This is a genomic window from Pedobacter miscanthi (genome assembly GCF_003315595.1).
Classification (GTDB): domain Bacteria; phylum Bacteroidota; class Bacteroidia; order Sphingobacteriales; family Sphingobacteriaceae; genus Pedobacter; species Pedobacter miscanthi.
In genome coordinates this window covers 24,374-44,899 of the sequence record NZ_QNQU01000034.1, presented here as the reverse complement: position 1 = coordinate 44,899, position 20,526 = coordinate 24,374, and the positions used below count along the sequence as shown (strand labels likewise).

Below are 20,526 nucleotides of genomic sequence, written 5' to 3'. Positions count from 1 at the left end.
TCTGACTGTGGTTTTGAGATGGTTAGATTAACATAAATCGTCAAACGGTAACCTCTGACACACAAAAAAAGTCCTGATCTTTCGAACAGGACTTTCTTATGCTTCAGGTGAATAAAATTATTCTCCTTTTGGTTCTTCAGTAGCAGGAGCTTCTTCAGCAGCAGGAGCAACTTCTTCGGCAACTTCAGCTTTCGCTTCAGCAGCTTTAGGTGCAGCAGTAGATTTGCTTCTACCACGACGAGTTGTTTTCTTCTCTTCTTTAACTTCTACATCATTACCGTAAACTGTATTGTAGTCTACCAATTCAATTAAAGCCATCTCAGCGTTATCACCCTGACGATTGTTTAATTTAATGATACGAGTATAACCACCCGGACGGTTAGCAACTTTCTCAGCAACTTCACGGAACAAAATAGTGATTACTTCTTTATCCTGTAGATAAGAGAAAACTGTACGACGTGAGTGAGTGGTGTCATTTTTCGCTTTAGTGATTAATGGCTCAACATAAGTACGTAAAGCTTTAGCTTTAGCTAAAGTTGTAGTAATTCTTTTTGCTTTAATTAGTGATGTAGCCATGTTAGCTAACATCGCTTTTCTGTGGCTGTCGGTTCTACCTAAGTGGTTTACTTTTTTACCGTGTCTCATTGTTTTTTGATTAAGTGTATACCGTCTCTGTCTCAGAGGGAATTATACACTGTGAACTAATAGTTTATTTCGCTTAGCGCATGGCGCTGTGCGCTTATTCTTCGTCTAATTTAAATTTAGACAGGTTCATACCAAATGATAAACCTTTTGATTTTACTAATTCCTGGATCTCTGTTAAAGATTTTTTACCGAAGTTTCTGAATTTTAACATGTCAGCAACATCGTAAGAAACTAAATCAGCCAAAGTACGGATATCAGCAGCTTTTAAGCAGTTTAATGCCCTAACTGAAAGGTCCATATCCACTAATTCAGTTTTAAGGATTTTACGCATGTGTAAAATTTCCTCGTCAACTTCTTTAGTTTCTTCTTTAGCCTGAGATTCTAATACCAGGTTCTCATCAGAGAATAACATAAAGTGTTGGATAAGGATCTTAGCCGCTTCTTTTAATGCTTCTTCAGGGTGAATTGAACCGTCGGTTGAAATGTCTAATACCAATTTCTCATAATCCGTTTTTTGTTCAACACGGAAGTTTTCAATTGTGTATTTTACGTTTTTCATTGGTGTGTAGATCGAATCGATAGCGATTACGCCTACAACAGCATCAGCAACTTTATTTTCTTCAGCAGGTACATAACCACGTCCTTTATTGATGGTTAATTCCACTTCCAAAGTAACAGATTTATCCATGTTGCAGATTACGTGCTCAGGATTTAAAACTGTAAAGTTGTTAGAGAATTTAGTGATATCACCAGCTTTAAACTGATCCTGACCATTAACGATGATGAAAACTTTTTCAGAATCGCCTGAATCACCAGTTTTCTTAAAACGTACCTGTTTTAAGTTCAAAATGATATCAGTTAAATCTTCTACAACACCTTTCATGGTAGAAAACTCATGAGAAACGCCTGAAAAACGAATAGTAGTAATAGCATAACCTTCTAATGAAGAAAGTAAAATTCTTCTCAAGGCATTACCAATTGTTACACCGAAACCGGGCTCTAAAGGACGAAATTCAAATGTGCCATCGAAATCAGTTGATTTCTGCATGATCACTTTGTCTGGTTTCTGAAATGCTAAAATTGCCATTTATAATTTTTTAAATTCGTTATTGAATATATAGTAACAAGAAAAAAGTTAATTACCCTTTGGAGGTAATTAACTATCTTATTTATTACTTTGAGTATAACTCGATGATTAAGTTTTCCTTGATGTTTTCAGGAATCTCATCACGTTGAGGGTAAGTTAAGAATTTACCGGTTAATTCACTGGCATTCCACTCTAACCATGCGAACTTGTTGATCGTTCTGCCTGCAACTGAGTTACTAATTGATTCTAATGATTTAGATTTTTCACGAACAGCAACCACATCACCAGCTTTTAACTGATATGAAGGGATATTTACAACTTCACCATTCACGGTTACGTGTTTATGGCTAACTAACTGGCGTGCACCAGAACGGGTTGTTGCAATACCTAAACGGTATACTGTGTTATCTAAACGTGCTTCTAATAATTGAAGTAAGTTATCACCGGTAATACCAGCACGTGAAGATGCTTTTTTAAACAAGTTACTGAACTGCTTTTCTAATACACCATAAGTATATTTTACTTTTTGTTTCTCCATTAACTGGATTGCATACTCAGATTGTTTTCCTCTTCTTTTAGACACACCATGTTGTCCAGGAGGATAATTTTTTCTGTCTAACACCTTATCAGGACCGAAGATTGGTTCTCTGAATTTACGGGCGATTTTTGATTTTGGGCCTGTATATCTTGCCATTTTTTTCTGTTTTTAAAGTATCATCCAACCTGTAGCTGGAGATTCTTAGCTTTAAAATTAATTAAACTCTTCTCTTTTTAGGAGGACGACATCCGTTGTGAGGAAGTGGAGTAATATCTTTGATAGATGTTACTTCGATACCTGCTACCTGTAAAGTTCTGATTGCAGATTCACGACCTGAACCCGGACCCTTTACAAATACTTCAACTTTACGTAAACCTAAATCAAACGCAACTTTACCGCAATCTGAAGCTGCTTGACCAGCTGCATACGGCGTGTTCTTTTTAGAACCTTTAAAGCCCATTTTACCAGCAGATGACCATGAAATAGTCTGTCCGTTGTTGTTTGTTAAGGTAACGATGATGTTGTTGAAGGTAGCATTGATATGTGCCTGACCAACAGGCTCAATTACAACGATACGTTTTTTTGTTACTTTTTTACTCTTAGCCATGTTTTTTATTACTGAATGAAAGAATGTTTGAGTGCTGAATGAAAGAATGTATAAACATTCAAAAATCCAATCATTCTATATTCAATCACTTATTTCCTATTTAGTAGCTTTTTTCTTGTTAGCAACTGTTTTTCTCTTACCCTTACGAGTACGTGAGTTGTTTTTAGTACGCTGACCACGAGAAGGTAAACCTTTTCTGTGACGTAAACCGCGGTAACAACCAATATCCATTAAACGTTTGATGTTTAACTGAACTTCAGAGCGTAAAGCACCTTCTACTTTAATCTCATCGTTGATCATTGTACGGATTGCTGATAACTCATCATCAGACCAGTCTTGTACTTTTTTGTTCAAATCGATACCTGCAGTAGTTAAAATACGTTGTGCAGTTGTTCTGCCAATTCCGTAGATGTAGGTTAAACCGATCTCTCCTCTTTTGTTTCTTGGTAAATCAATACCTGAAATCCTTGCCATATTTATTTATGTTTTTAAGTAACTCCGAACGGCGGGCCACCGTTGTACGGTACATTACAATATTTTTTAATTACCCCTGACGTTGCTTGTATTTAGGATTTTTCTTGTTGATTACGTAAAGTTTACCTTTACGGCGAATAATCTTACAATCAGCGCTACGTTTTTTAATTGATGATCTAACTTTCATTTTATTTGTATCTATAAGTAATGCGTCCTTTTGTTAAATCATAAGGAGACATTTCCAATTTAACCTTATCTCCAGGAAGAATTTTGATGTAGTGCATCCTCATCTTACCTGAAATATGAGCAATAATCTCATGCCCGTTCTCGAGTTCAACCCTGAACATTGCATTCGATAATGCTTCTCTTATTACTCCGTCTTGTTCAATTGAGGCTTGTTTAGCCATATTTTATTGATTGTTACTTAATTAGCTGCTTCTAAACAGGGTTGCAAAATTAAATAAAATAATTTAATTATTTATTTTTTTTGTTGTAAAACTTCTTCTATAATAGAAAACGTTGATAAAACCTCTGCTTTGCCCTTTTTTACGGCTACTGTGTGCTCAAAATGTGCCGATGGCTTATTATCTTTACTTGTTACTGTCCACCCATCCTTATGGAATTTAACACCGGCAACGCCCGCATTGATCATGGGTTCTATCGCAATTACCATTCCTTCTTCAAGTTTTGGTCCTGCGCCACGCTTTCCATAATTAGGAACTTCCGGTTTCTCGTGAAGCTTAACCCCCACCCCATGTCCTACCAGTTCTCTTACCACTCCGAATCCATTTGTTTCCGCATGGTTCTGAACCGCAAAACCTACATCTCCAATACGCATACCGGCCACTGCTTTTTCGATCCCCAACTCCAGGCAACGTTTTGTAACCTCAACCAGTTTCTGTTTTTCGGCATCAATCTCCCCGATGGAGAAAGTATAGGCCGAATCGCCAAAGTAGTTGTTTTTGATTACGCCACAATCAACTGAAATCAGATCCCCTTCTTTAATTACATATTCGCCTGGAAAACCATGAACAACCTGCTCATTTGGCGAAATACATAAAGAGTAAGGAAAGCCATTATAGTTTAAAAATGCAGGGATTGCTCCGTTGTCACTAATAAACTCGTAAGCCAGTTTATCTAATTGGATAGTAGTCATGCCTGCCTTTATCACTTTAGCCACTTCGGCCAAGGTTTTAGAAACAAGCATGGAACTTTCTCTTATTAACTCGATCTCCTCAAGAGATTTGTAATAGATTTTAGACATTTATTCTAGTTTTGAATGATTGAATTTTGAATGAACGAATAGCTGGATCAGCAATTCATTCATTCCATCATTCAAAATTCACTAATTAATATTTACAAAGCCGCATTGCTACTTGCTGCAGGAACACCTGTTCTGCCAGTAACCCTACCCGTTTTCATTAAACCATCGTAATGGCGCATCAATAAATAACTTTCGATCTGCTGTAAAGTATCCAATACAACACCAACCAAAATCAATAAAGAAGTACCACCAAAGAAGTGTGCGAATTCTTGTTTAATACCGAATTTAACCGCTAATGAAGGAAGAATAGCAATAATCGCTAAGAATACCGCACCTGGGAAAGTAATTTTAGAAATTACATCATCAATAAAAGTTGATGTTGCAAAACCCGGTTTAACACCAGGGATAAAACCACCGTTTTTCTTCATATCATCGCTCATTTGAGTTGGGTTAACTGTAATAGCCGTATAGAAGAAAGTGAATGCAATAATTAAAATAGCGAACGTTAAGCTATAAGCCAACGACGTTGTGTTACTGAACTGGATTAACCAAGAACCTTGTAAAGAAGGAACAAACTGCATTAAAGCACCTGGAATGAACATCAACGCCTGAGCGAAAATGATTGGCATAACACCTGCAGCATTCACTTTTAAAGGAATGTACTGGCGAACACCACCAAACTGGCGGTTACCAACAATTTTCTTAGCGTATTGTACAGGTACTTTACGTACACCCTGAACAATTAAAATGGTAAACATTACCACAGCAAATAATGCAACGATCTCTAAAACCAAAGCAACCGGGCCACCACCTTCACTGGCAGAACCTACACGGGCACTAAACTCTTGAGAAATTGCAACTGGTAAACGGGCAATAATACCAACCATAATGATTAGTGATGTACCGTTACCAATACCTTTATCAGTAATTTTTTCACCCAACCACATTACAAATAATGTACCTGCCGTTAATACAAACGTAGATAATACTAAAAATAAAGTGTTCGGTAATAAAATAGCTTCTGCAGGAACCTGCGTTTTAACGTAACCAACAGATTGAACGATTGTGATCGCTACCGTTAGGTAACGGGTAATCTGGTTCATTTTCTTTCTACCACTTTCGCCCTCTTTCTGCATTTTTTGGAAAGAAGGAACAGCAATACCTAATAATTGCACCACGATTGACGCAGAGATATAAGGCATTACCCCCAATGCTAAGATAGACACACGAGAGAAAGAACCTCCGGCAAACATATCCAGTAAGCCTAAAAGTCCTGATTTTTCGTTATTGCCTAAAGCAGTTGGATCCACACCTGGTAAAACCACGTGAGATACGAAACGGTATACCAAAAGAATTAAGAGCGTAAACAATATACGCTCTTTTAATTCCTGAATTTTCCAGATATTACTTAAAGTAGTAAATAGCTTCTTCATTTAATAATTACAATTTTACAATAGAACCACCTGCAGCTTCAATAGCTTTTTGTGCGGTTGCAGAGAACGCATGTGCTGTAATTTCTAGCTTTGCTTTAACTTCACCACGACCTAAAATTTTGACTAAGTCGTTTTTAGAAGCTAAACCATGTGCTTGTAAAGCAGCAAAATCGATAGTAGTTAAGCTGTGTTTTTCAGCTAATGCTTGTAACACATCTAAGTTTACACCAACATATTCGGTACGGTTAATTGGTTTGAAACCAACTTTAGGCACACGACGTTGTAAAGGCATTTGACCACCTTCGAAACCGATTTTGGTTTTGTGACCTGAACGAGAACCCGCACCTTTGTGACCACGGGTTGAAGTACCGCCACGACCAGAACCTGTACCACGACCAATTCTTTTGCTGTTTTTTGTAGAACCTACTGCAGGTTTTAAATTACTTAAATTCATTTTTTTGAATTTGTGTTGCCCTTCGCTTTCACTAAACAGGTACAACGATAAATAAATAATGACTGAATTTTGAATGATTGAATGTTTTGCAATATGCACATTCTTTCACTCAAAATTCATTCATTTGATAATTCTCTTAAATTGCTTCGATTGCTACCAAATGGTTCACTTTGCGAACCATACCGATAATTTGCGGAGTAGCTTCAACCTCAACACTTTGGTTCATTTTTGATAAACCCAAAGCCTGAACGGTTCTTTTTTGGCGCTCGCTTCTGTCGATAACGCTTTTTACTTGTGTTATTTTGATCTTAGCCATAATATTATCCGTTAAATACTTTGTTTAAATCAATACCACGGGTTTGGGCTACTGTATAAGCATCACGCATTTTAGTTAATGCATCAACAGTTGCTTTTACCACGTTGTGTGGGTTAGATGATCCTTTAGATTTTGCCAATACGTTGTGTACACCGGCACTCTCTAATACAGCACGCATTGCACCACCAGCAATTACTCCGGTACCTACTGCAGCTGGTTTGATCAATACAAAACCACCTGAGAATTTACCGATTTGCTCATGAGGAACAGTACCGTTTAAAATTGGAACTTTTACCAAGTTCTTTTTAGCATCATCCACACCTTTTGCAATTGCTTCAGTTACCTCTTTCGCTTTACCTAAACCGAAACCAACAACACCGTTTTCATCACCTACAACAACAATTGCTGAGAAGCTGAAAGTACGACCACCTTTGGTTACTTTGGCAACACGTTGTATACTAACCAAACGATCCTTTAATTCGATATCGGTGGTTTTTACTCTTTTTATATTAATAGTTGACATCTTACTTTTTCTTCAGATTAAAATACTAAACCAGCTTCGCGGGCACCCTCTGCCAACGATTTTACACGTCCGTGGTATAAATAGCCGTTTCTATCGAAAACAACTTGTTTAACACCTGCAGCAATTGCTTTTTCGGCAACTAATTTACCTACTGCAACTGATTGGTCGCTCTTGTTTCCAGTACCAGTAAAATCTTTCGATAATGATGATGCTGATGCTATTGTTTTACCGGTTACATCGTTAATTACCTGCGCATAAATCCCTTTATTGCTTCTATATACAGATAACCTTGGACGTTCTTCCGAACCGGTAAGTCTTTTTCTGATCCCTTTTTTAATACGATCTCTTCTTGATAATTTTTTACCTGCCATGATTACTATTTTTTAGATGCTGATTTACCTGCTTTTCTTCTTAACACTTCACCTACAAACTTGATACCTTTACCTTTGTATGGCTCTGGTGCACGTAACGAACGGATTTTCGCTGCTACCTGACCAATCAATTGTTTGTCGATACTCTCTAAAATAATTTTAGGAGTCTGACCTTTTTCTGATTGTGTAGTTACAGTAATTTCCGCCGGCAATTGGAATACATAATGGTGAGAATAACCTAAAACTAAATCTAATGTATTACCAGTGTTTGTAGCACGGTAACCCACACCAACTAGCTCTTGGGTTAATTTGTAACCTTCTGTAACACCAACAACCATGTTGTTAAGCAATGAGCGATATAAACCGTGTAATGCTTTGTGTTTCTTTTGCTCTGAAGGACGTTGAACTGTTAAAATTCCTTCTTCTTGACTTACAGTGATATCTGAATCTACTGCTTGAGTTAATTCACCTTTAGGACCTTTTACAGTTACTACGTTATCGTTAGATACGGTAATTGTAACACCTGCAGGGATTGTAATTGGGGCTTTTCCTATTCTTGACATTGTGCTGTTCTCCTAATATTAATAAACGTGACACAATACCTCACCACCAATGTTTAATTTGGCTGCTTCTTTATCGGTCATTACACCTTTAGAAGTAGATAAGATTGCGATACCTAAACCGTTTAATACTCTTGGCATATTTTCAACACCAGCATAGTTTCTCAAACCTGGTTTACTTACTCGCACTAATGTACGAATAGCAGGAACTTTAGTAATCGGATTGTATTTCAAAGCGATTTTAATGGTGCCTTGAACTGTAGTATCTTCAAACTTGTAGTTCGCGATGTAACCTTTATCGAAAAGAACTTTTGTAATTTCTTTTTTAAGGTTTGATGCAGGAATTTCTACAACACGGTGGTTGGCCTTAATGGCATTCCTTACTCTTGTTAAATAATCTGCTATTGGATCTGTATTCATTTTTTATTATTTATGGTAGTGGTTTCCTGTCACCACCCGGCGATGGGACCTGCTACCGGTTAAAATTCTTTTTAGTAAATAGACATAAGTATCAAGTATCAAGAAACCATTTGGTCTCGATACTTGATACTGTAGTACTTGATACTATTTATATTACCAAGATGCTTTTTTAACACCTGGGATTTTACCGTCTAATGCCATCTGGCGGAACGTTACCCTTGAAATACCAAAGGTACGCATATATCCACGAGGACGACCAGTTAATTTACAACGGTTGTGCAAACGTACCGGAGACGAGTTTTTAGGTAATTTATCTAAACCTTCGAAATCTCCTGCAGCTTTTAATGCTGCACGTTTTTCAGCGTATCTAGCTACCAATTTTTGGCGCTTAACTTCGCGTGCTTTTACACCTTCTTTTGCCATTATTCTGCTGTTTTTTGATTTTTAAATGGTAATCCGAATTGTTTCAATAACTCAAGCGCTTCAACGTCAGATTTTGCCGAAGTTACGAAAGTTATATCCATCCCTAAAATTTTATTGATTTTATCTATATTAATCTCAGGGAAGATGATTTGCTCAGTAACACCTAAAGTGTAGTTACCTTTTCCATCGAAACCTTTATCGTTAATACCTTTGAAATCGCGGATACGTGGCAAAGCTACAGAGATCAAACGATCTAAGAACTCGTACATGTTGTTATCGCGTAAAGTAACACGTACACCTACTGGCATACCTTTACGTAATTTGAAGTTAGAGATATCTTTCTTAGAGTTAGCTGCAACCGCTTGCTGACCGGTAATGGTGGTCAATTCTACGATTGTAGTATCCATGATTTTTTTATCGGTAACTGCGAAACGACCAACACCCTGATTGATACAGATTTTTTCCAATTTAGGAACCTGCATTACAGTTTTGTACTGAAATTTCTCTTTTAATGCATTTACAACTTCTTCTTTGTATTTGCTTTTTAACCTAGGTGTAGCCATTATTTGATCTCCTCTCCTGAAATTTTAGCAACTCTAACCAATTTACCATCAGCGTTTAGTTTACGACCAACGCGGGTAGTTTTACCAGATTTTGGATCAACCAACATCAGGTTAGAAATGTGAAGAGCAGCTTCTTTTTTAATAATACCACCGTTAGGATTAGCAGCATTAGGTTTAGTATGCTTAGATACTAAGTTAACGCCTTCTACAATGGCTCTGTTTTTATCTATTTGTACTGAAAGTACTTTTCCTTGTTGACCTTTTGAATCGCCAGCAATTACTTTAACTAAATCTCCAGTGCGGATTTTAAGTTTTGATGGTGTATTTACTTTGTTTCCCATTTTATAATACCTCCGGTGCTAATGATACAATTTTCATGAATTGTTTTTCACGTAGTTCTCTCGCAACCGGGCCAAAGATACGTGTACCTCTTGGCTCATCCTGTGCGTTCAATAATACAGCTGCATTATCGTCGAAACGGATATAAGAACCATCTTTACGACGGATTTCTTTTTTAGTTCTTACAACAACTGCTTTAGAGACTGTACCTTTTTTAATGTTACCTGACGGTATTGCGCTTTTTACGGTAACAACTACTTTATCACCAATTGAAGCATAACGTTTGCCGGTTCCACCTAGCACACGAATTACCAATACTTCTTTTGCGCCGCTGTTATCAGCAACGTTTAATCTTGATTCCTGTTGTACCATCTTATTTAGCTCTTTCTAAAATTTGTACCAATCTCCAGTTCTTGTTTTTACTCAAAGGACGAGTTTCCATAATTAATACTGTATCACCGATACCGCATTCGTTTTTCTCGTCGTGAGCCATAAATTTGGTAGTTTTCTTAACGAACTTACCATAAATCGGGTGCTTTACTTTACGCTCAACGCTCACTACAACAGATTTATCCATCTTGTTGCTTACCACTAACCCCGTTCTTGTTTTTCTTAATTGTCTTTCCATGACTCTCGAATTATTTAGTTTCAGTAGCTACTTCAGTGTTTTTCACTTTAGTTAACTGCGTGTTTAAACGGGCTATCTCTTTCCTTACTTTTGCAATACGCGAAGGATTTTCGATAGCTGAAATAGTGTGAGCGAACTTTAATTTTGATAAGTTCTCTGTCTCTTCCGCAATCTTAGCTACTAATTCTTCTTTTGAAAGCCCTGTGATTTCTGAATTTTTCATTTTTCTTTTTCTTTTACGTTGAGTGTAGCGGTTATAATAAACAAGTATTTACAACATTCATCTCAACACCTTTACTATGCTTCTACGTAATCTCTACGTACTACGAATTTGGTTTGGATTGGTAATTTTTGTGCAGCTAAACGTAATGCTTCTTTAGCAATTTCTAAAGGCACACCTTCAGCTTCGAAAATTACACGTCCAGGTCTTACAACTGCTACCCAATATTCAGGAGCACCTTTACCTTTACCCATACGTACCTCAGCAGGTTTTTTAGTTACTGGTTTGTCCGGGAAAATCCTGATCCATACTTGCCCTTCACGTTTCATGAAACGAGTTACGGCAATACGGGCAGCCTCTATCTGACGACTTGTGATCCAAGTAGCTTCTAGAGATTTGATACCGAAAGATCCGAATGCTAATTCAGCTCCACGAGAAGCTAAACCCTTCATTCTGCCTTTTTGCATCTTCCTGAACTTCGTTCTTTTTGGCTGTAACATTTTATTTTGTTCTAATCGTTAAACGATGTTAATAAATCAATTATTTACGAGGACCTCTGTTAGCGCCTGCGCCACCACCTCTGTTCTGGCCACCCTGACCCGGACCACGACCGCCTTGGTTTCCACCACGTCTGTCGTTACCACCGCCACGGTTGTCTCTTCCACCACCTCTGTTATCTCTTCCACCGAAAGCTGGTTTCTCTGACTGGCCTTTTGGACCGTTGTTTGTTGCACCAATGTTTGGAGACAAATCACGTTTTCCATAAACCTCACCTTTACAGATCCATACTTTAACGCCGATTTTACCATAAGTGGTTAAAGCTTCAGCTAAAGCATAGTCGATATCAGCACGGAATGTATGCAAAGGCACTCTTCCTTCTTTGTACTGCTCGGTACGTGCCATCTCAGCACCACCTAAACGACCAGAAGTCATGATTTTGATACCTTCAGCACCCATACGCATGGTTGATGCGATAGAAGATTTCATTGCTCTACGGAATGAGATCCTTGCTTCTAATTGTTTTGCAACACCTTCTGCAACTAATTGTGCATCAAGTTCAGGGCGTTTAATTTCAAAGATGTTAATCTGAATTTCCTTTTTAGTCAATTTCTTTAACTCTTCTTTGATTTTATCAACCTCAGCACCTGCTTTACCGATTACGATACCTGGACGGGCTGTGTGGATAGTTACAGTGATACGTTTTAAAGTACGCTCGATAACTACTTTTGCAACACCACCTTTAGCGATACGGGCAGAAAGGTATTTTCTTATTTTCTCATCTTCAACTAATTTATCGGAGTAGTTGTTGCCACCGAACCAGTTAGAATCCCATCCTTTGATAATTCCTAACCTGGCACCTATTGGATTTGCTTTTTGTCCCATTTCCTAATTAGTTTTGAGTTGTTTCTGTGTTTTTACTATCTACAATCAGCGTTACGTGGTTAGAACGTTTACGAATTCTATATCCACGGCCTTGAGGAGCTGGACGTAAGCGTTTTAACTGACGGCCACCATCAACCATAATTGTTTTAACAAAAAGTTGACTTTCTTCAGGGCGGGCACCTTCATTTTTAGCTTCCCAGTTTTTAATAGCAGATAATAATAATTTCTCAACTCTTATTGCTGCTTCTTTATTGGTAAACTTTAAAATGCTTAATGCTTTCTCTACACGTTCACCTCTGATAAGATCTACAACCAAACGCATCTTACGCGGTGAGGTTGGACAATTGTTTAATTTTGCTATTGCTTCCATTGTCTAATTATTTTTTCTTTTCAGCGTGTCCTCTGAATGTTCTGGTTGGAGCAAATTCTCCCAACTTGTGACCAACCATGTTTTCTGTAACGTACACAGGGATAAATTTATTTCCGTTGTGTACTGCAAATGTATGATTCACAAAATCTGGTGATATCATTGATCTGCGAGACCAAGTTTTGATTACAGACTTTTTGCCTGAATCATTCATAGAGTTTACTTTTTTCTCTACGTTATGGTCAATATAAGGTCCTTTTTTTATCGAACGAGCCATTATTTCTTCCTTCTCTCTATGATGTAACGATTAGAATATTTTTTAAGTTCTCTGGTTTTGTAGCCTTTAGCTAACACACCTTTTCTTGAACGAGGGTGACCACCTGATGATCTACCTTCACCACCACCCATTGGGTGATCTACCGGGTTCATTGCTACCGGTCTGGTTCTCGGACGACGGCCTAACCAACGTTTACGACCAGCTTTACCTAATACTTCGTTTGCGTGATCTGAGTTAGATACAGCACCGATAGTAGCAAGACAAGTAGTCAAAATTAAACGGGTTTCGCCTGAAGGCATTTTTAAAGTAGCATATTTACCATCGCGGGCAGCTAATTGTGCATAAGCACCTGCACTACGAGCTAATTGTGCTCCTTTTCCAGGGTGGATCTCCACGTTGTGGATGATAGAACCTAATGGAATTTTCGATAAAGTTAAAGTGTTACCTACTTCAGGTGCTGCTTTATCGCCCGATAATAATACCGAACCAACCTGCAATCCTTCTGGAGCAATGATATAACGCTTCTCGCCATCTGCATAGTGTAATAATGCAATGCGGGCAGTACGGTTTGGATCGTATTCAACAGTAGCAACTGTTGCAGGAATATCGAATTTATCGCGTTTGAAATCGATTAAACGATACGATTTTTTATGACCACCACCCATGTAGCGCATAGTCATTTTACCTGTATTGTTACGTCCACCAGACTTTTTTGATGATACAACCAAAGATTTTTCGGGCGTGGTTGCTGTAATCTCCGTAAAACTAGCACCAACTCTGAAGCGGGTACCTGGAGTAACTGGTTTAAATTTTCTTAAGCCCATAGTTATAATTAATTATTAAATTAAAGGGTTGCGTAATAATCTATTGTTTCGCCGTCTTTCAACGTTACGATTGCTTTTTTGTATTTAGGGCTACGGCCTGATACAAAACCTGCTTTAGTGTAACGAGATTTAGCTTTTCCATCAACAACCATTGTGTTAACTGCAACGATGGTTACACCGTACAATTTCTCAATAGCAGCTTTGATCTGGATTTTGTTAGCCTTGTGGTTAACGCTAAAAGTGAAACGGTTAGATTTCTCAGTTAAAGCTGAAGCTTTTTCGGTTAATATTGGTTTTTTTAAAATTTCCATATTACTTGGCAAATGCCTCCTCCAAAGTTTTAACAGAATCAGCAGTTAACACAAGTACACCAGCGTTTAATACATCATAAGTATTTAAATCTGCTGCCGAGATTACTTTAGTTTTCTGAACGTTTCTGCTTGATAAATAGATATTATTATTTTGCGCAGGTAAAACCAATAAAGTTTTTTGAGTACCTACGTTTAACGCAGCCAATAAACTTGTATAGTTTTTAGTTTTAGCTGTATCGAAGTTGAAATCTTCTAAAACTACCACGTTGTTATCTTTTGCTTTATAAGCTAAAGCTGATTTACGTGCTAATGATTTTAATTTCTTGTTCAATTTAAAGCTATAATCACGTGGCTGAGGACCGAAAACACGACCACCACCGTTAAATAACGGAGATTTAATGCTACCAGCTCTTGCACCACCTGTACCTTTTTGTTTGTATAGTTTACGGGTAGAACCTGCAATCTCATTACGTTGTTTAGATTTGTGAGTACCCTGACGTTGGTTAGCCAAATACTGTTTTACATCTAAATAAATCGCGTGGTCGTTAGGCTCGATACCAAATACCGATTCAGGAAGTTGCACCTTGGCACCTGTTTCTTTACCTGAAATGTTTAATACTTTAACTTCCATCTGATTACTTGTCTAAGATTACGTAAGAACCTTTAGCTCCTGGAATGGAACCACTAACTACTAATAAGTTTTGATCAGCATAAACTTTCAAAACCTGTAAGTTTTGAATTTTCACTCTGTCTCCACCTGTTCTTCCTGCCATGCGCATTCCTTTGAATACACGTGAAGGGAATGATGATGCTCCCAATGAACCTGGGGCACGTAAACGGTTATGCTGACCGTGAGTCTGCATACCAACACCGGCAAATCCGTGGCGTTTTACAACACCCTGAAAACCTTTACCTTTTGAGGTACCTACAACATCAACAAAATCGCCTTCTGCGAATGAATCAACAGTTACCACATCACCTAAATTAAGTGAAGTTGTAAATGAATCAAATTCTACCAGCTTGCGTTTCGGAGTTGTGTTTGCTTTCGCGAAATGGCCTTTTAACGGTTGAGTTGTGTTTTTCTCTTTTTTCTCATCGTAACCCAGTTGGATTGATGAATACCCGTCTTTTTCTTCGGTCTTTACTTGTGTAACTACACAAGGCCCAGCCTCGATTACCGTACAAGGAATGTTTCTTCCTTCGGCATCAAAGATACTGGTCATTCCTACTTTTTTTCCAATAATTCCTGACATTTTATCTTTTAATTTTAACACCCATCGAAGCAGTAGGGCTTCGTTCAAGGTGGTTGTGCATCCCCCGAAAGGGACGGCAAAGATAGGCAAGAATTATTAATTTTCAAATAGTTAGCGAAATATTTTTTCAAATAAATTGCTGATATGATGGTCTTTAGCCTGAAAAGGGAGGTAAATGGGCTATTAGCTTATTTAAAGCGAGGCGTATAAATTTGATTAAAAGCACTTTAGATATCGTTTTGCCTCGAAAAACCATAAAAGAAGTGCCTAAAATCAACAGGTTAAACTAATCTTCAATCCTATTGGTAATTATATTGCAAATAAATTGAATAATCAATTCAGTACAGCCATAAATATGCAAATCACATATCAATAGCCTACCGCAAATCACAGCATTAAAAAAGGTTGTTTTCAATGAAACAAGACTAATGTGCTATTCCACCATTTAAACTGATGGTGATAATGGTTAGAATAATAATCCCAATCAGCACATATAGATAATCGCGCTCTATTAAAAAGCTGAAAATGGCAAAAACGATGCGTGCGATGGGTGTAAAAATGAGCATGAGGATACCAAACTGTACAATGGCATCACCCTGGAAGGTTAATATCCCTTTAAATATACCTGCTATTGAAGAAAACTTGTTCAGTTCGGGTTTAAAAACTTTATAATCGGTGATGGCACCTTTGTTATGGATCAGGAAAATAGCGCCTCCCAATAATACAATAGCCATCGAAATGATTACACCTGCACGAAGCAAAGTGCCTAATATCACCTGAATGTCTTTATCGTTTAAGTTTTCTTTTTTCGCTGTTTCCATTATAATCCGCTTATACCTTTATAAATCATTTGCAGCGCCAAAAAGGCTACCACTACCGCAAATACCATTTTAAGTTTATCGGTTTTGGTTCTTAATAAAACCTTTGAGCCTAAAGATGCACCTGTTAATACGCCGATACATACAGGCATGGCAATACCAGGATCAATCTGCCCGCGGTGCAGGTAAACTACCGCACTGGCTGCAGCGGTAACGCCCATCATAAAATTACTGGTGGTGGTTGATACTTTAAAAGGCAAACGCATAATGTTATCCATAGCGATTACTTTTAAGGCCCCACTGCCAATACCTAACAGGCCAGATAGTGTACCTGCAAAAAGCATCATTAAAAAACCACCCGGAACATGTTTTACTGCATACGGATGATCGGTTCCTTTATCAGGAAAAGATCCGTTGAGTTTAAAAAATCTGGCCCATTTGTCGGTATCATCCTTAGTTGTGTGATCTACCTTTTTCTTCAAAGTCATGATGGCCGAGAAAATAAGTATGCAGCCAAAAAGAATGGCAATGTAGTTTGCATTGAGGTAAACGGCTACAACAGCACCACAAACAGCCCCAATTGTAGTGGCAATCTCCAAGAACATCCCAATGCGGATATTGGTGATACCCTCTTTAACATAAGCAGCAGCCGAACCTGATGAGGTAGCGATAACCGAAACGATGGATGCGCCAATGGCATAATGAATATCGACCCCTAATGCCAGTGTTAGCAAGGGGATAATAATTACACCACCGCCCAAGCCCGTTAAGGAGCCTAATAATCCGGCTAAAAAAGCACCTAATAAAACGATAATGGTAAACAGCAAAACCGACATGCGGGCAAATATAATGTACTGTTTTTGGCTAAACGAAGGTTTAAAGGAATAAAATAAAGTCTATATGGTATATGGATGATGTAAGATGGGGGATGGAAAATGTGGAAGAAACGGGTGATGGAAGAGGTAAAATGGATAATGGAAAAATAAAAAGGATAAACATCACAACTCATCATATTCACTTTCCAGTTCTGTTAAAATAAATTGAGGCTTGGTAACAGCATATTTGAACTTTATGGAATCGCCTACCTGTAAACCCTTAGGATTTATATCCCATCCTCCATCAAATGAATAATCAACATGATTTACCTGATATTTTACTTTAATAGAATGCCCTTTATAAGGTTTAATGTTTATAATCAGACCTTTTCCATAATCATATCCACTTTTAATAAAACCAATTCGCTCTTGTTGATCCTTTTTTGAAGATTTGTTTATCATAAATAAACCCAAAAGTACTAGGATTGTTATAACAAGAAGTGTTATAGCTACTTTAAACTTATCACTCATTTGGTTTCCTCATAAACTTTAAACCATCATCCATCTTCCATTACACATCTTAGATCATTTCCCCAGTCTCTTAATCATCTCCGCACTCAAATCCCTTCCATCATTTAAGCGGTTGGCAAAAAATGATTTGGCTGCTTCGAAATGCTCTTTATAACCTTTTAAATCACCATAACCAATAATAGATGCCCACTCGTGCACGGCGGTATGAAACTCCAAATCATCGCCACGGATGGATCTATCGTACAAAGCGGTGCTGATCGATTCTTCTAACATCGCTTCATTTTTAAAAAGATATTCGGCAATGCCCAATCTCAGTTTAAAAGGTGGAGTTTGGCAGATCAGGTTATCGTAAGGGTTTACGCCCATTTTATACCAGGCATACACCATGCTGAGCAAACTTAAATGCGAATTGGGTTTCTGTTTATGGTTGGCATCCGACAGGCTGAATTCTTTCATAATATTATCATCCAGCAGCAAAAGCGAACGGCTCTCGTGGAAAACAAAATCACGGGCAGCATAAATCTTTTCCCTAAACTCGGCTTCATTTTCACAGATCATCAGTTTAAATAGTTCTGATTCTGCCTGTGCATAATATTTCACCTGTTTTTGTGCATAAGGATTTAAGATCGCCAAACCGGCATAAATGTGCGATTTGTAGCTAAAAATTCTTAGGGTAGTTAAAATCTTTACATTATCAATTCCTCCGGCATAAGCAGGATTATCCCACGGGAAAAAACCTGCATTTTTCCAGGCCGATCCCATGCTTTCGAAACCCATGTGTGTAACGGCTTGGGTATCGGCCACAATGCGGTCGTGTTCCCGGTAATCGTCCATTTCAATAATGTTCGATTTTAAGGATTTGTAGATCTCCAAAGCCTGTGCATAAACAGCGTCGGTTGCACGGTGGCGCACCACCACCAGGGTTTGCCCTTCGGGACTAAAAGCCGGCCCATGCAAGGAGTGGCAGGTTACAATCTGCGTATCTTCCGGGAGGTGTTTTTCGAAAGCTGCAATCTCGGGGTGTTTAACAGAAGTTTGTCCGGCAACTATAGCCCCAAACTTTGTTGATCGGGCAAAAGTAGCTACCACTTCATCAATTTTTTCGGCTTCAACACAATAGATGATAAAGTCTGATTTACGTGCCACCTCATGTCCATCAATCAGTACTTCGATTGCCTTTGGCTCGAGCTCATTTTTTAAATCGGCGAAACGTAAAGGCATATCGGCCCCACATACTTTATAACCTGCATTTACAAACGATATTGCATATAATTTGCCCATATCGCCCAAACCAATAATTCCTATTTGCATGCAACAAAAGTAACCTATCGTAAATAATTTTATAATAAAACTAAGATAAAATTGTTATTTAGAGGTAAAAAGGAAAACAATTTTATTTATTTTTCATCCACCCTAATCAAAAATAGATTAAAGCAGAAATAGATAAAAATGTAGCTTTACAATCAAAACCTATATATTAAACTATGCAGAAAATTAAACACACCCTATTGTTTTTAGTAGCCATGCTGTTTTTCAATGTTGCCTTTGGGCAGGTTCAGCAAGACACCTTAAAAAATACCGATCCTTCGTTAAATGGTCAGTATGAGTTTATGTTAAGAAAATCTAAAAGCTTGTATGGTGCAAGGCTGATTAACCCAACCCGGTTATCGGCTTTATGGAAAAGTGTTAACGATACGCTAAAAAAAGAACGTAAACAACTTCAGCAGGCCAGGCAGGAGATTAAATCGCAGGCCGGTAATATTTCGAGTTTAAAGGGCGAAGTTAACGGAAAAGAAAGTTCGCTGGCCAATGCCAACGCCGCTGTTAACGAAATTAAATTTTTAGGAATCGCTTTTGATAAAGGCACTTACAATACCATTGTTTGGGCCATTATTATTGTATTGGCGATAGGCTTTGCCTTTGTTATTTTCCAATCGGGCAAACTAAAACATGAGGCAAAATACCGTACCGAACTTTACCAGGAAGTGGCCGATGAGTTTCAGGCGCATAAGGTAAAAGCAAAAGATAAGGAAATGAGGCTTGCACGCGAGTTGCAGGATGAAAGAAATAAATGGGACGAAAGAGGGGGAAGATAGGCAAAGCCTAATGATTGAATTTTGAATGATTGAATGAAAGTTGAAGCTTATTCAATCATTCAAAATTCGATCATTCAAAATTCAAAATAAGCCTTTAATTTCTAATACTGTATTTTAAGCCTACCTCAAACTCGCCATTGCTGTAATTCTGCATTTTAGAGGTGTTGGTAGTATACTGAAACAATAGCGAAACCTGGCCTTTATAATTAGCACCAAAGCCCGCAGTAAAACTATTAGAGCTATGATATATTCCATTAAACAATAGTTTATTATCAAGTACCTGGAGATTTACGCCTGCATCAAAAATACCGTCATAATTTTGCACCCCCCTGTAAACCAGTTTTGGTTCTATACTACTAATCACTTTATCAGTAGAAAATTTATAACCTGCTGCAACAAAATACGTAGAGCGATCTACTACATTTCTTAATACATCTCTTTTAAAAAAACGTTTAAGGTTTGGCAAAGCAGCCTGCAGTGTTAATTTATCGGTACGGTAGGCCACGCCAAAATCTCCGTCTAAATAAAGTCTGCGATCGTTAAAGCTATTAAGCACATCATCGTCCAGATCGCCTTTTACTTTACCAAAGTCTATCCATTCGTTCATAAGCCCGGCAGACAAACCAAAATCCAAAAAACTATTTCCGCTGTTCAAAGGCAAGTGGTAAGCATAAGTTACTGTTGCCCTTGTGCGGTTAATGGCACCTGCCGCTTCGTTATAAAAGAGAAAACCTAAGCCTACTTTATTATTTGTTAAACCATAATCGCCGGTTAAATACTGCGTTTTTGGAGCCCCGTCTACCCCGGCCCATTGGGTCTTAAAAGCGGCATTTAAATTAAGTCCCGTTTCCAAACCTGCCATTGCCGGGTTGGCCAGAAACTGGTTCTGGTAATAAATACTTCCCATAGGGTTAAGCTGGGCAAATGCTGGTGTAATCAACAAAAACATCAGCAAGGATATGTAATACTTTATCTTTCCCATACCC

At 38.0% G+C, this 20,526-nt stretch carries 35 protein-coding genes; 1 reads left to right on the top strand and 34 read right to left on the bottom strand.

What is annotated here, in order from left to right; genetic code table 11:
• Positions 1 to 117 precede the first annotated feature (117 nt).
• From rplQ to DRW42_RS25975, 33 genes are all read right to left on the bottom strand, one after another.
• Positions 118 to 645 carry a 50S ribosomal protein L17 gene (gene rplQ / locus DRW42_RS26135; protein ID WP_113951805.1) on the bottom strand — a complete coding sequence of 176 codons (528 nt, stop codon included), beginning with the start codon at positions 643 to 645 and terminating at the stop codon, positions 118 to 120.
• 94 nt (positions 646 to 739) lie between these two features.
• Positions 740 to 1,732, bottom strand: a complete 993-nt coding sequence (locus DRW42_RS26130) for a DNA-directed RNA polymerase subunit alpha (protein ID WP_025145205.1) — start codon at positions 1,730 to 1,732, stop codon at positions 740 to 742.
• Positions 1,733 to 1,817: 85 nt separating this feature from the next.
• The gene (gene rpsD, locus DRW42_RS26125; protein ID WP_010599884.1) at positions 1,818 to 2,426 is read right to left on the bottom strand and encodes a 30S ribosomal protein S4; all 609 of its coding nucleotides are present in this window, start codon (positions 2,424 to 2,426) and stop codon (positions 1,818 to 1,820) included.
• A gap of 61 nt (positions 2,427 to 2,487) precedes the next feature.
• Positions 2,488 to 2,877, bottom strand: coding sequence for a 30S ribosomal protein S11 (rpsK, locus tag DRW42_RS26120; RefSeq protein WP_010599885.1), 390 nt, complete (start codon positions 2,875 to 2,877; stop codon positions 2,488 to 2,490).
• Between the two features lie 96 nt (positions 2,878 to 2,973).
• A complete protein-coding gene (gene rpsM / locus DRW42_RS26115) occupies positions 2,974 to 3,351 on the bottom strand; it encodes a 30S ribosomal protein S13 (protein WP_010599886.1) in 378 nt (125 codons plus the stop codon).
• Positions 3,352 to 3,421: 70 nt separating this feature from the next.
• Complete coding sequence (rpmJ, locus tag DRW42_RS26110) at positions 3,422 to 3,538, bottom strand: 50S ribosomal protein L36 (RefSeq protein ID WP_010599887.1); 117 nt, start codon at positions 3,536 to 3,538, stop codon at positions 3,422 to 3,424.
• Between the two features lies 1 nt (position 3,539).
• Complete coding sequence (gene infA / locus DRW42_RS26105) at positions 3,540 to 3,758, bottom strand: translation initiation factor IF-1 (protein WP_010599888.1); 219 nt, start codon at positions 3,756 to 3,758, stop codon at positions 3,540 to 3,542.
• Between the two features lie 71 nt (positions 3,759 to 3,829).
• Positions 3,830 to 4,615: a type I methionyl aminopeptidase gene (gene map / locus DRW42_RS26100; RefSeq protein WP_113951804.1), complete on the bottom strand. Its 786-nt coding sequence runs from the start codon at positions 4,613 to 4,615 to the stop codon at positions 3,830 to 3,832.
• A gap of 92 nt (positions 4,616 to 4,707) precedes the next feature.
• Entirely contained in the window at positions 4,708 to 6,048 is a 1,341-nt protein-coding gene (secY, locus tag DRW42_RS26095) for a preprotein translocase subunit SecY (protein WP_025145209.1), read from the bottom strand.
• Positions 6,049 to 6,055: 7 nt separating this feature from the next.
• On the bottom strand, positions 6,056 to 6,502 hold the full coding sequence (gene rplO / locus DRW42_RS26090; RefSeq protein ID WP_025145210.1) for a 50S ribosomal protein L15: 447 nt from the start codon (positions 6,500 to 6,502) through the stop codon (positions 6,056 to 6,058).
• Positions 6,503 to 6,638: 136 nt separating this feature from the next.
• A complete protein-coding gene (gene rpmD / locus DRW42_RS26085; RefSeq protein WP_010599892.1) occupies positions 6,639 to 6,818 on the bottom strand; it encodes a 50S ribosomal protein L30 in 180 nt (59 codons plus the stop codon).
• A gap of 4 nt (positions 6,819 to 6,822) precedes the next feature.
• Positions 6,823 to 7,341 carry a 30S ribosomal protein S5 gene (gene rpsE / locus DRW42_RS26080; protein ID WP_010599893.1) on the bottom strand — a complete coding sequence of 173 codons (519 nt, stop codon included), beginning with the start codon at positions 7,339 to 7,341 and terminating at the stop codon, positions 6,823 to 6,825.
• Between the two features lie 17 nt (positions 7,342 to 7,358).
• Positions 7,359 to 7,712 (bottom strand): 50S ribosomal protein L18, encoded by a 354-nt coding sequence (gene rplR, locus DRW42_RS26075; RefSeq protein WP_113951803.1) that lies wholly within the window; start codon positions 7,710 to 7,712, stop codon positions 7,359 to 7,361.
• A 5-nt stretch (positions 7,713 to 7,717) separates the two neighbouring features.
• Positions 7,718 to 8,275: a 50S ribosomal protein L6 gene (gene rplF / locus DRW42_RS26070; protein WP_113951802.1), complete on the bottom strand. Its 558-nt coding sequence runs from the start codon at positions 8,273 to 8,275 to the stop codon at positions 7,718 to 7,720.
• A gap of 18 nt (positions 8,276 to 8,293) precedes the next feature.
• A complete protein-coding gene (gene rpsH / locus DRW42_RS26065; protein WP_010599896.1) occupies positions 8,294 to 8,692 on the bottom strand; it encodes a 30S ribosomal protein S8 in 399 nt (132 codons plus the stop codon).
• A 153-nt stretch (positions 8,693 to 8,845) separates the two neighbouring features.
• Positions 8,846 to 9,115 (bottom strand): 30S ribosomal protein S14, encoded by a 270-nt coding sequence (gene rpsN, locus DRW42_RS26060; RefSeq protein ID WP_010599897.1) that lies wholly within the window; start codon positions 9,113 to 9,115, stop codon positions 8,846 to 8,848.
• Positions 9,115 to 9,681: a 50S ribosomal protein L5 gene (gene rplE, locus DRW42_RS26055; RefSeq protein WP_113951801.1), complete on the bottom strand. Its 567-nt coding sequence runs from the start codon at positions 9,679 to 9,681 to the stop codon at positions 9,115 to 9,117. The genes rpsN and rplE overlap by 1 nt, the downstream gene beginning before the upstream one ends.
• Positions 9,678 to 10,019 carry a 50S ribosomal protein L24 gene (gene rplX / locus DRW42_RS26050; RefSeq protein ID WP_109929319.1) on the bottom strand — a complete coding sequence of 114 codons (342 nt, stop codon included), beginning with the start codon at positions 10,017 to 10,019 and terminating at the stop codon, positions 9,678 to 9,680. The genes rplE and rplX overlap by 4 nt, the downstream gene beginning before the upstream one ends.
• Before the next feature lies 1 nt (position 10,020).
• Positions 10,021 to 10,389 carry a 50S ribosomal protein L14 gene (rplN, locus tag DRW42_RS26045; RefSeq protein ID WP_113951800.1) on the bottom strand — a complete coding sequence of 123 codons (369 nt, stop codon included), beginning with the start codon at positions 10,387 to 10,389 and terminating at the stop codon, positions 10,021 to 10,023.
• Position 10,390: 1 nt separating this feature from the next.
• Positions 10,391 to 10,645, bottom strand: coding sequence for a 30S ribosomal protein S17 (gene rpsQ / locus DRW42_RS26040; RefSeq protein WP_010599901.1), 255 nt, complete (start codon positions 10,643 to 10,645; stop codon positions 10,391 to 10,393).
• Between the two features lie 10 nt (positions 10,646 to 10,655).
• The gene (gene rpmC / locus DRW42_RS26035) at positions 10,656 to 10,868 is read right to left on the bottom strand and encodes a 50S ribosomal protein L29 (protein ID WP_113951799.1); all 213 of its coding nucleotides are present in this window, start codon (positions 10,866 to 10,868) and stop codon (positions 10,656 to 10,658) included.
• Positions 10,869 to 10,942: 74 nt separating this feature from the next.
• On the bottom strand, positions 10,943 to 11,365 hold the full coding sequence (gene rplP, locus DRW42_RS26030; protein WP_113951798.1) for a 50S ribosomal protein L16: 423 nt from the start codon (positions 11,363 to 11,365) through the stop codon (positions 10,943 to 10,945).
• A 40-nt stretch (positions 11,366 to 11,405) separates the two neighbouring features.
• Positions 11,406 to 12,248: a 30S ribosomal protein S3 gene (gene rpsC / locus DRW42_RS26025; protein WP_113951797.1), complete on the bottom strand. Its 843-nt coding sequence runs from the start codon at positions 12,246 to 12,248 to the stop codon at positions 11,406 to 11,408.
• A gap of 7 nt (positions 12,249 to 12,255) precedes the next feature.
• A complete protein-coding gene (gene rplV / locus DRW42_RS26020; protein WP_113951796.1) occupies positions 12,256 to 12,618 on the bottom strand; it encodes a 50S ribosomal protein L22 in 363 nt (120 codons plus the stop codon).
• 7 nt (positions 12,619 to 12,625) lie between these two features.
• The gene (gene rpsS / locus DRW42_RS26015; protein ID WP_010599906.1) at positions 12,626 to 12,892 is read right to left on the bottom strand and encodes a 30S ribosomal protein S19; all 267 of its coding nucleotides are present in this window, start codon (positions 12,890 to 12,892) and stop codon (positions 12,626 to 12,628) included.
• Positions 12,892 to 13,716 carry a 50S ribosomal protein L2 gene (rplB, locus tag DRW42_RS26010; protein ID WP_113951795.1) on the bottom strand — a complete coding sequence of 275 codons (825 nt, stop codon included), beginning with the start codon at positions 13,714 to 13,716 and terminating at the stop codon, positions 12,892 to 12,894. Before rplB ends, rpsS begins: the two co-directional genes overlap by 1 nt.
• 20 nt (positions 13,717 to 13,736) lie before the next feature.
• Positions 13,737 to 14,027, bottom strand: a complete 291-nt coding sequence (rplW, locus tag DRW42_RS26005; protein ID WP_025145221.1) for a 50S ribosomal protein L23 — start codon at positions 14,025 to 14,027, stop codon at positions 13,737 to 13,739.
• Between the two features lies 1 nt (position 14,028).
• A complete protein-coding gene (rplD, locus tag DRW42_RS26000) occupies positions 14,029 to 14,658 on the bottom strand; it encodes a 50S ribosomal protein L4 (RefSeq protein WP_113951794.1) in 630 nt (209 codons plus the stop codon).
• Positions 14,659 to 14,662: 4 nt separating this feature from the next.
• Positions 14,663 to 15,280 carry a 50S ribosomal protein L3 gene (rplC, locus tag DRW42_RS25995; RefSeq protein ID WP_113951813.1) on the bottom strand — a complete coding sequence of 206 codons (618 nt, stop codon included), beginning with the start codon at positions 15,278 to 15,280 and terminating at the stop codon, positions 14,663 to 14,665.
• 425 nt (positions 15,281 to 15,705) lie between these two features.
• On the bottom strand, positions 15,706 to 16,101 hold the full coding sequence (locus tag DRW42_RS25990) for a DUF1634 domain-containing protein (protein ID WP_113951793.1): 396 nt from the start codon (positions 16,099 to 16,101) through the stop codon (positions 15,706 to 15,708).
• Positions 16,101 to 16,934, bottom strand: coding sequence for a sulfite exporter TauE/SafE family protein (locus tag DRW42_RS25985; protein ID WP_113951792.1), 834 nt, complete (start codon positions 16,932 to 16,934; stop codon positions 16,101 to 16,103). The genes DRW42_RS25990 and DRW42_RS25985 overlap by 1 nt, the downstream gene beginning before the upstream one ends.
• A 162-nt stretch (positions 16,935 to 17,096) precedes the next feature.
• Positions 17,097 to 17,444, bottom strand: a complete 348-nt coding sequence (locus DRW42_RS25980; protein ID WP_113951791.1) for a hypothetical protein — start codon at positions 17,442 to 17,444, stop codon at positions 17,097 to 17,099.
• 54 nt (positions 17,445 to 17,498) lie between these two features.
• Entirely contained in the window at positions 17,499 to 18,755 is a 1,257-nt protein-coding gene (locus DRW42_RS25975) for a prephenate dehydrogenase (protein ID WP_113951790.1), read from the bottom strand.
• A gap of 173 nt (positions 18,756 to 18,928) precedes the next feature.
• On the opposite strand from DRW42_RS25975, the gene DRW42_RS25970 reads away from it, so the two are divergent.
• Positions 18,929 to 19,540 carry a hypothetical protein gene (locus DRW42_RS25970; protein ID WP_113951789.1) on the top strand — a complete coding sequence of 204 codons (612 nt, stop codon included), beginning with the start codon at positions 18,929 to 18,931 and terminating at the stop codon, positions 19,538 to 19,540.
• Between the two features lie 94 nt (positions 19,541 to 19,634).
• Here the strand turns inward: DRW42_RS25970 and DRW42_RS25965 are convergent, their stop codons facing one another.
• On the bottom strand, positions 19,635 to 20,522 hold the full coding sequence (locus DRW42_RS25965; protein ID WP_113951812.1) for a PorP/SprF family type IX secretion system membrane protein: 888 nt from the start codon (positions 20,520 to 20,522) through the stop codon (positions 19,635 to 19,637).
• Between the last annotated feature and the right edge of the window lie 4 nt (positions 20,523 to 20,526).

Excerpts from the sequence above, each read along its gene's own strand:
- rplQ (WP_113951805.1), bottom strand. The coding sequence starts at position 645 with ATGAGACACGGTAAAAAAGTAAACCACTTAGGTAGAACCGACAGCCAC.
- DRW42_RS26130 (WP_025145205.1), bottom strand. The coding sequence starts at position 1,732 with ATGGCAATTTTAGCATTTCAGAAACCAGACAAAGTGATCATGCAGAAA.
- rpsD (WP_010599884.1), bottom strand. The coding sequence starts at position 2,426 with ATGGCAAGATATACAGGCCCAAAATCAAAAATCGCCCGTAAATTCAGA.
- rpsK (WP_010599885.1), bottom strand. The coding sequence starts at position 2,877 with ATGGCTAAGAGTAAAAAAGTAACAAAAAAACGTATCGTTGTAATTGAG.
- rpsM (WP_010599886.1), bottom strand. The coding sequence starts at position 3,351 with ATGGCAAGGATTTCAGGTATTGATTTACCAAGAAACAAAAGAGGAGAG.
- rpmJ (WP_010599887.1), bottom strand. The coding sequence starts at position 3,538 with ATGAAAGTTAGATCATCAATTAAAAAACGTAGCGCTGATTGTAAGATT.
- infA (WP_010599888.1), bottom strand. The coding sequence starts at position 3,758 with ATGGCTAAACAAGCCTCAATTGAACAAGACGGAGTAATAAGAGAAGCA.
- map (WP_113951804.1), bottom strand. The coding sequence starts at position 4,615 with ATGTCTAAAATCTATTACAAATCTCTTGAGGAGATCGAGTTAATAAGA.
- secY (WP_025145209.1), bottom strand. The coding sequence starts at position 6,048 with ATGAAGAAGCTATTTACTACTTTAAGTAATATCTGGAAAATTCAGGAA.
- rplO (WP_025145210.1), bottom strand. The coding sequence starts at position 6,502 with ATGAATTTAAGTAATTTAAAACCTGCAGTAGGTTCTACAAAAAACAGC.
- rpmD (WP_010599892.1), bottom strand. The coding sequence starts at position 6,818 with ATGGCTAAGATCAAAATAACACAAGTAAAAAGCGTTATCGACAGAAGC.
- rpsE (WP_010599893.1), bottom strand. The coding sequence starts at position 7,341 with ATGTCAACTATTAATATAAAAAGAGTAAAAACCACCGATATCGAATTA.
- rplR (WP_113951803.1), bottom strand. The coding sequence starts at position 7,712 with ATGGCAGGTAAAAAATTATCAAGAAGAGATCGTATTAAAAAAGGGATC.
- rplF (WP_113951802.1), bottom strand. The coding sequence starts at position 8,275 with ATGTCAAGAATAGGAAAAGCCCCAATTACAATCCCTGCAGGTGTTACA.
- rpsH (WP_010599896.1), bottom strand. The coding sequence starts at position 8,692 with ATGAATACAGATCCAATAGCAGATTATTTAACAAGAGTAAGGAATGCC.
- rpsN (WP_010599897.1), bottom strand. The coding sequence starts at position 9,115 with ATGGCAAAAGAAGGTGTAAAAGCACGCGAAGTTAAGCGCCAAAAATTG.
- rplX (WP_109929319.1), bottom strand. The coding sequence starts at position 10,019 with ATGGGAAACAAAGTAAATACACCATCAAAACTTAAAATCCGCACTGGA.
- rplN (WP_113951800.1), bottom strand. The coding sequence starts at position 10,389 with ATGGTACAACAGGAATCAAGATTAAACGTTGCTGATAACAGCGGCGCA.
- rpsQ (WP_010599901.1), bottom strand. The coding sequence starts at position 10,645 with ATGGAAAGACAATTAAGAAAAACAAGAACGGGGTTAGTGGTAAGCAAC.
- rpmC (WP_113951799.1), bottom strand. The coding sequence starts at position 10,868 with ATGAAAAATTCAGAAATCACAGGGCTTTCAAAAGAAGAATTAGTAGCT.
- rplP (WP_113951798.1), bottom strand. The coding sequence starts at position 11,365 with ATGTTACAGCCAAAAAGAACGAAGTTCAGGAAGATGCAAAAAGGCAGA.
- rpsC (WP_113951797.1), bottom strand. The coding sequence starts at position 12,248 with ATGGGACAAAAAGCAAATCCAATAGGTGCCAGGTTAGGAATTATCAAA.
- rplV (WP_113951796.1), bottom strand. The coding sequence starts at position 12,618 with ATGGAAGCAATAGCAAAATTAAACAATTGTCCAACCTCACCGCGTAAG.
- rpsS (WP_010599906.1), bottom strand. The coding sequence starts at position 12,892 with ATGGCTCGTTCGATAAAAAAAGGACCTTATATTGACCATAACGTAGAG.
- rplB (WP_113951795.1), bottom strand. The coding sequence starts at position 13,716 with ATGGGCTTAAGAAAATTTAAACCAGTTACTCCAGGTACCCGCTTCAGA.
- rplW (WP_025145221.1), bottom strand. The coding sequence starts at position 14,027 with ATGGAAATTTTAAAAAAACCAATATTAACCGAAAAAGCTTCAGCTTTA.
- rplD (WP_113951794.1), bottom strand. The coding sequence starts at position 14,658 with ATGGAAGTTAAAGTATTAAACATTTCAGGTAAAGAAACAGGTGCCAAG.
- rplC (WP_113951813.1), bottom strand. The coding sequence starts at position 15,280 with ATGTCAGGAATTATTGGAAAAAAAGTAGGAATGACCAGTATCTTTGAT.
- DRW42_RS25990 (WP_113951793.1), bottom strand. The coding sequence starts at position 16,101 with ATGGAAACAGCGAAAAAAGAAAACTTAAACGATAAAGACATTCAGGTG.
- DRW42_RS25985 (WP_113951792.1), bottom strand. The coding sequence starts at position 16,934 with ATGTCGGTTTTGCTGTTTACCATTATCGTTTTATTAGGTGCTTTTTTA.
- DRW42_RS25980 (WP_113951791.1), bottom strand. The coding sequence starts at position 17,444 with ATGAGTGATAAGTTTAAAGTAGCTATAACACTTCTTGTTATAACAATC.
- DRW42_RS25975 (WP_113951790.1), bottom strand. The coding sequence starts at position 18,755 with ATGCAAATAGGAATTATTGGTTTGGGCGATATGGGCAAATTATATGCA.
- DRW42_RS25970 (WP_113951789.1), top strand. The coding sequence starts at position 18,929 with ATGCAGAAAATTAAACACACCCTATTGTTTTTAGTAGCCATGCTGTTT.
- DRW42_RS25965 (WP_113951812.1), bottom strand. The coding sequence starts at position 20,522 with ATGGGAAAGATAAAGTATTACATATCCTTGCTGATGTTTTTGTTGATT.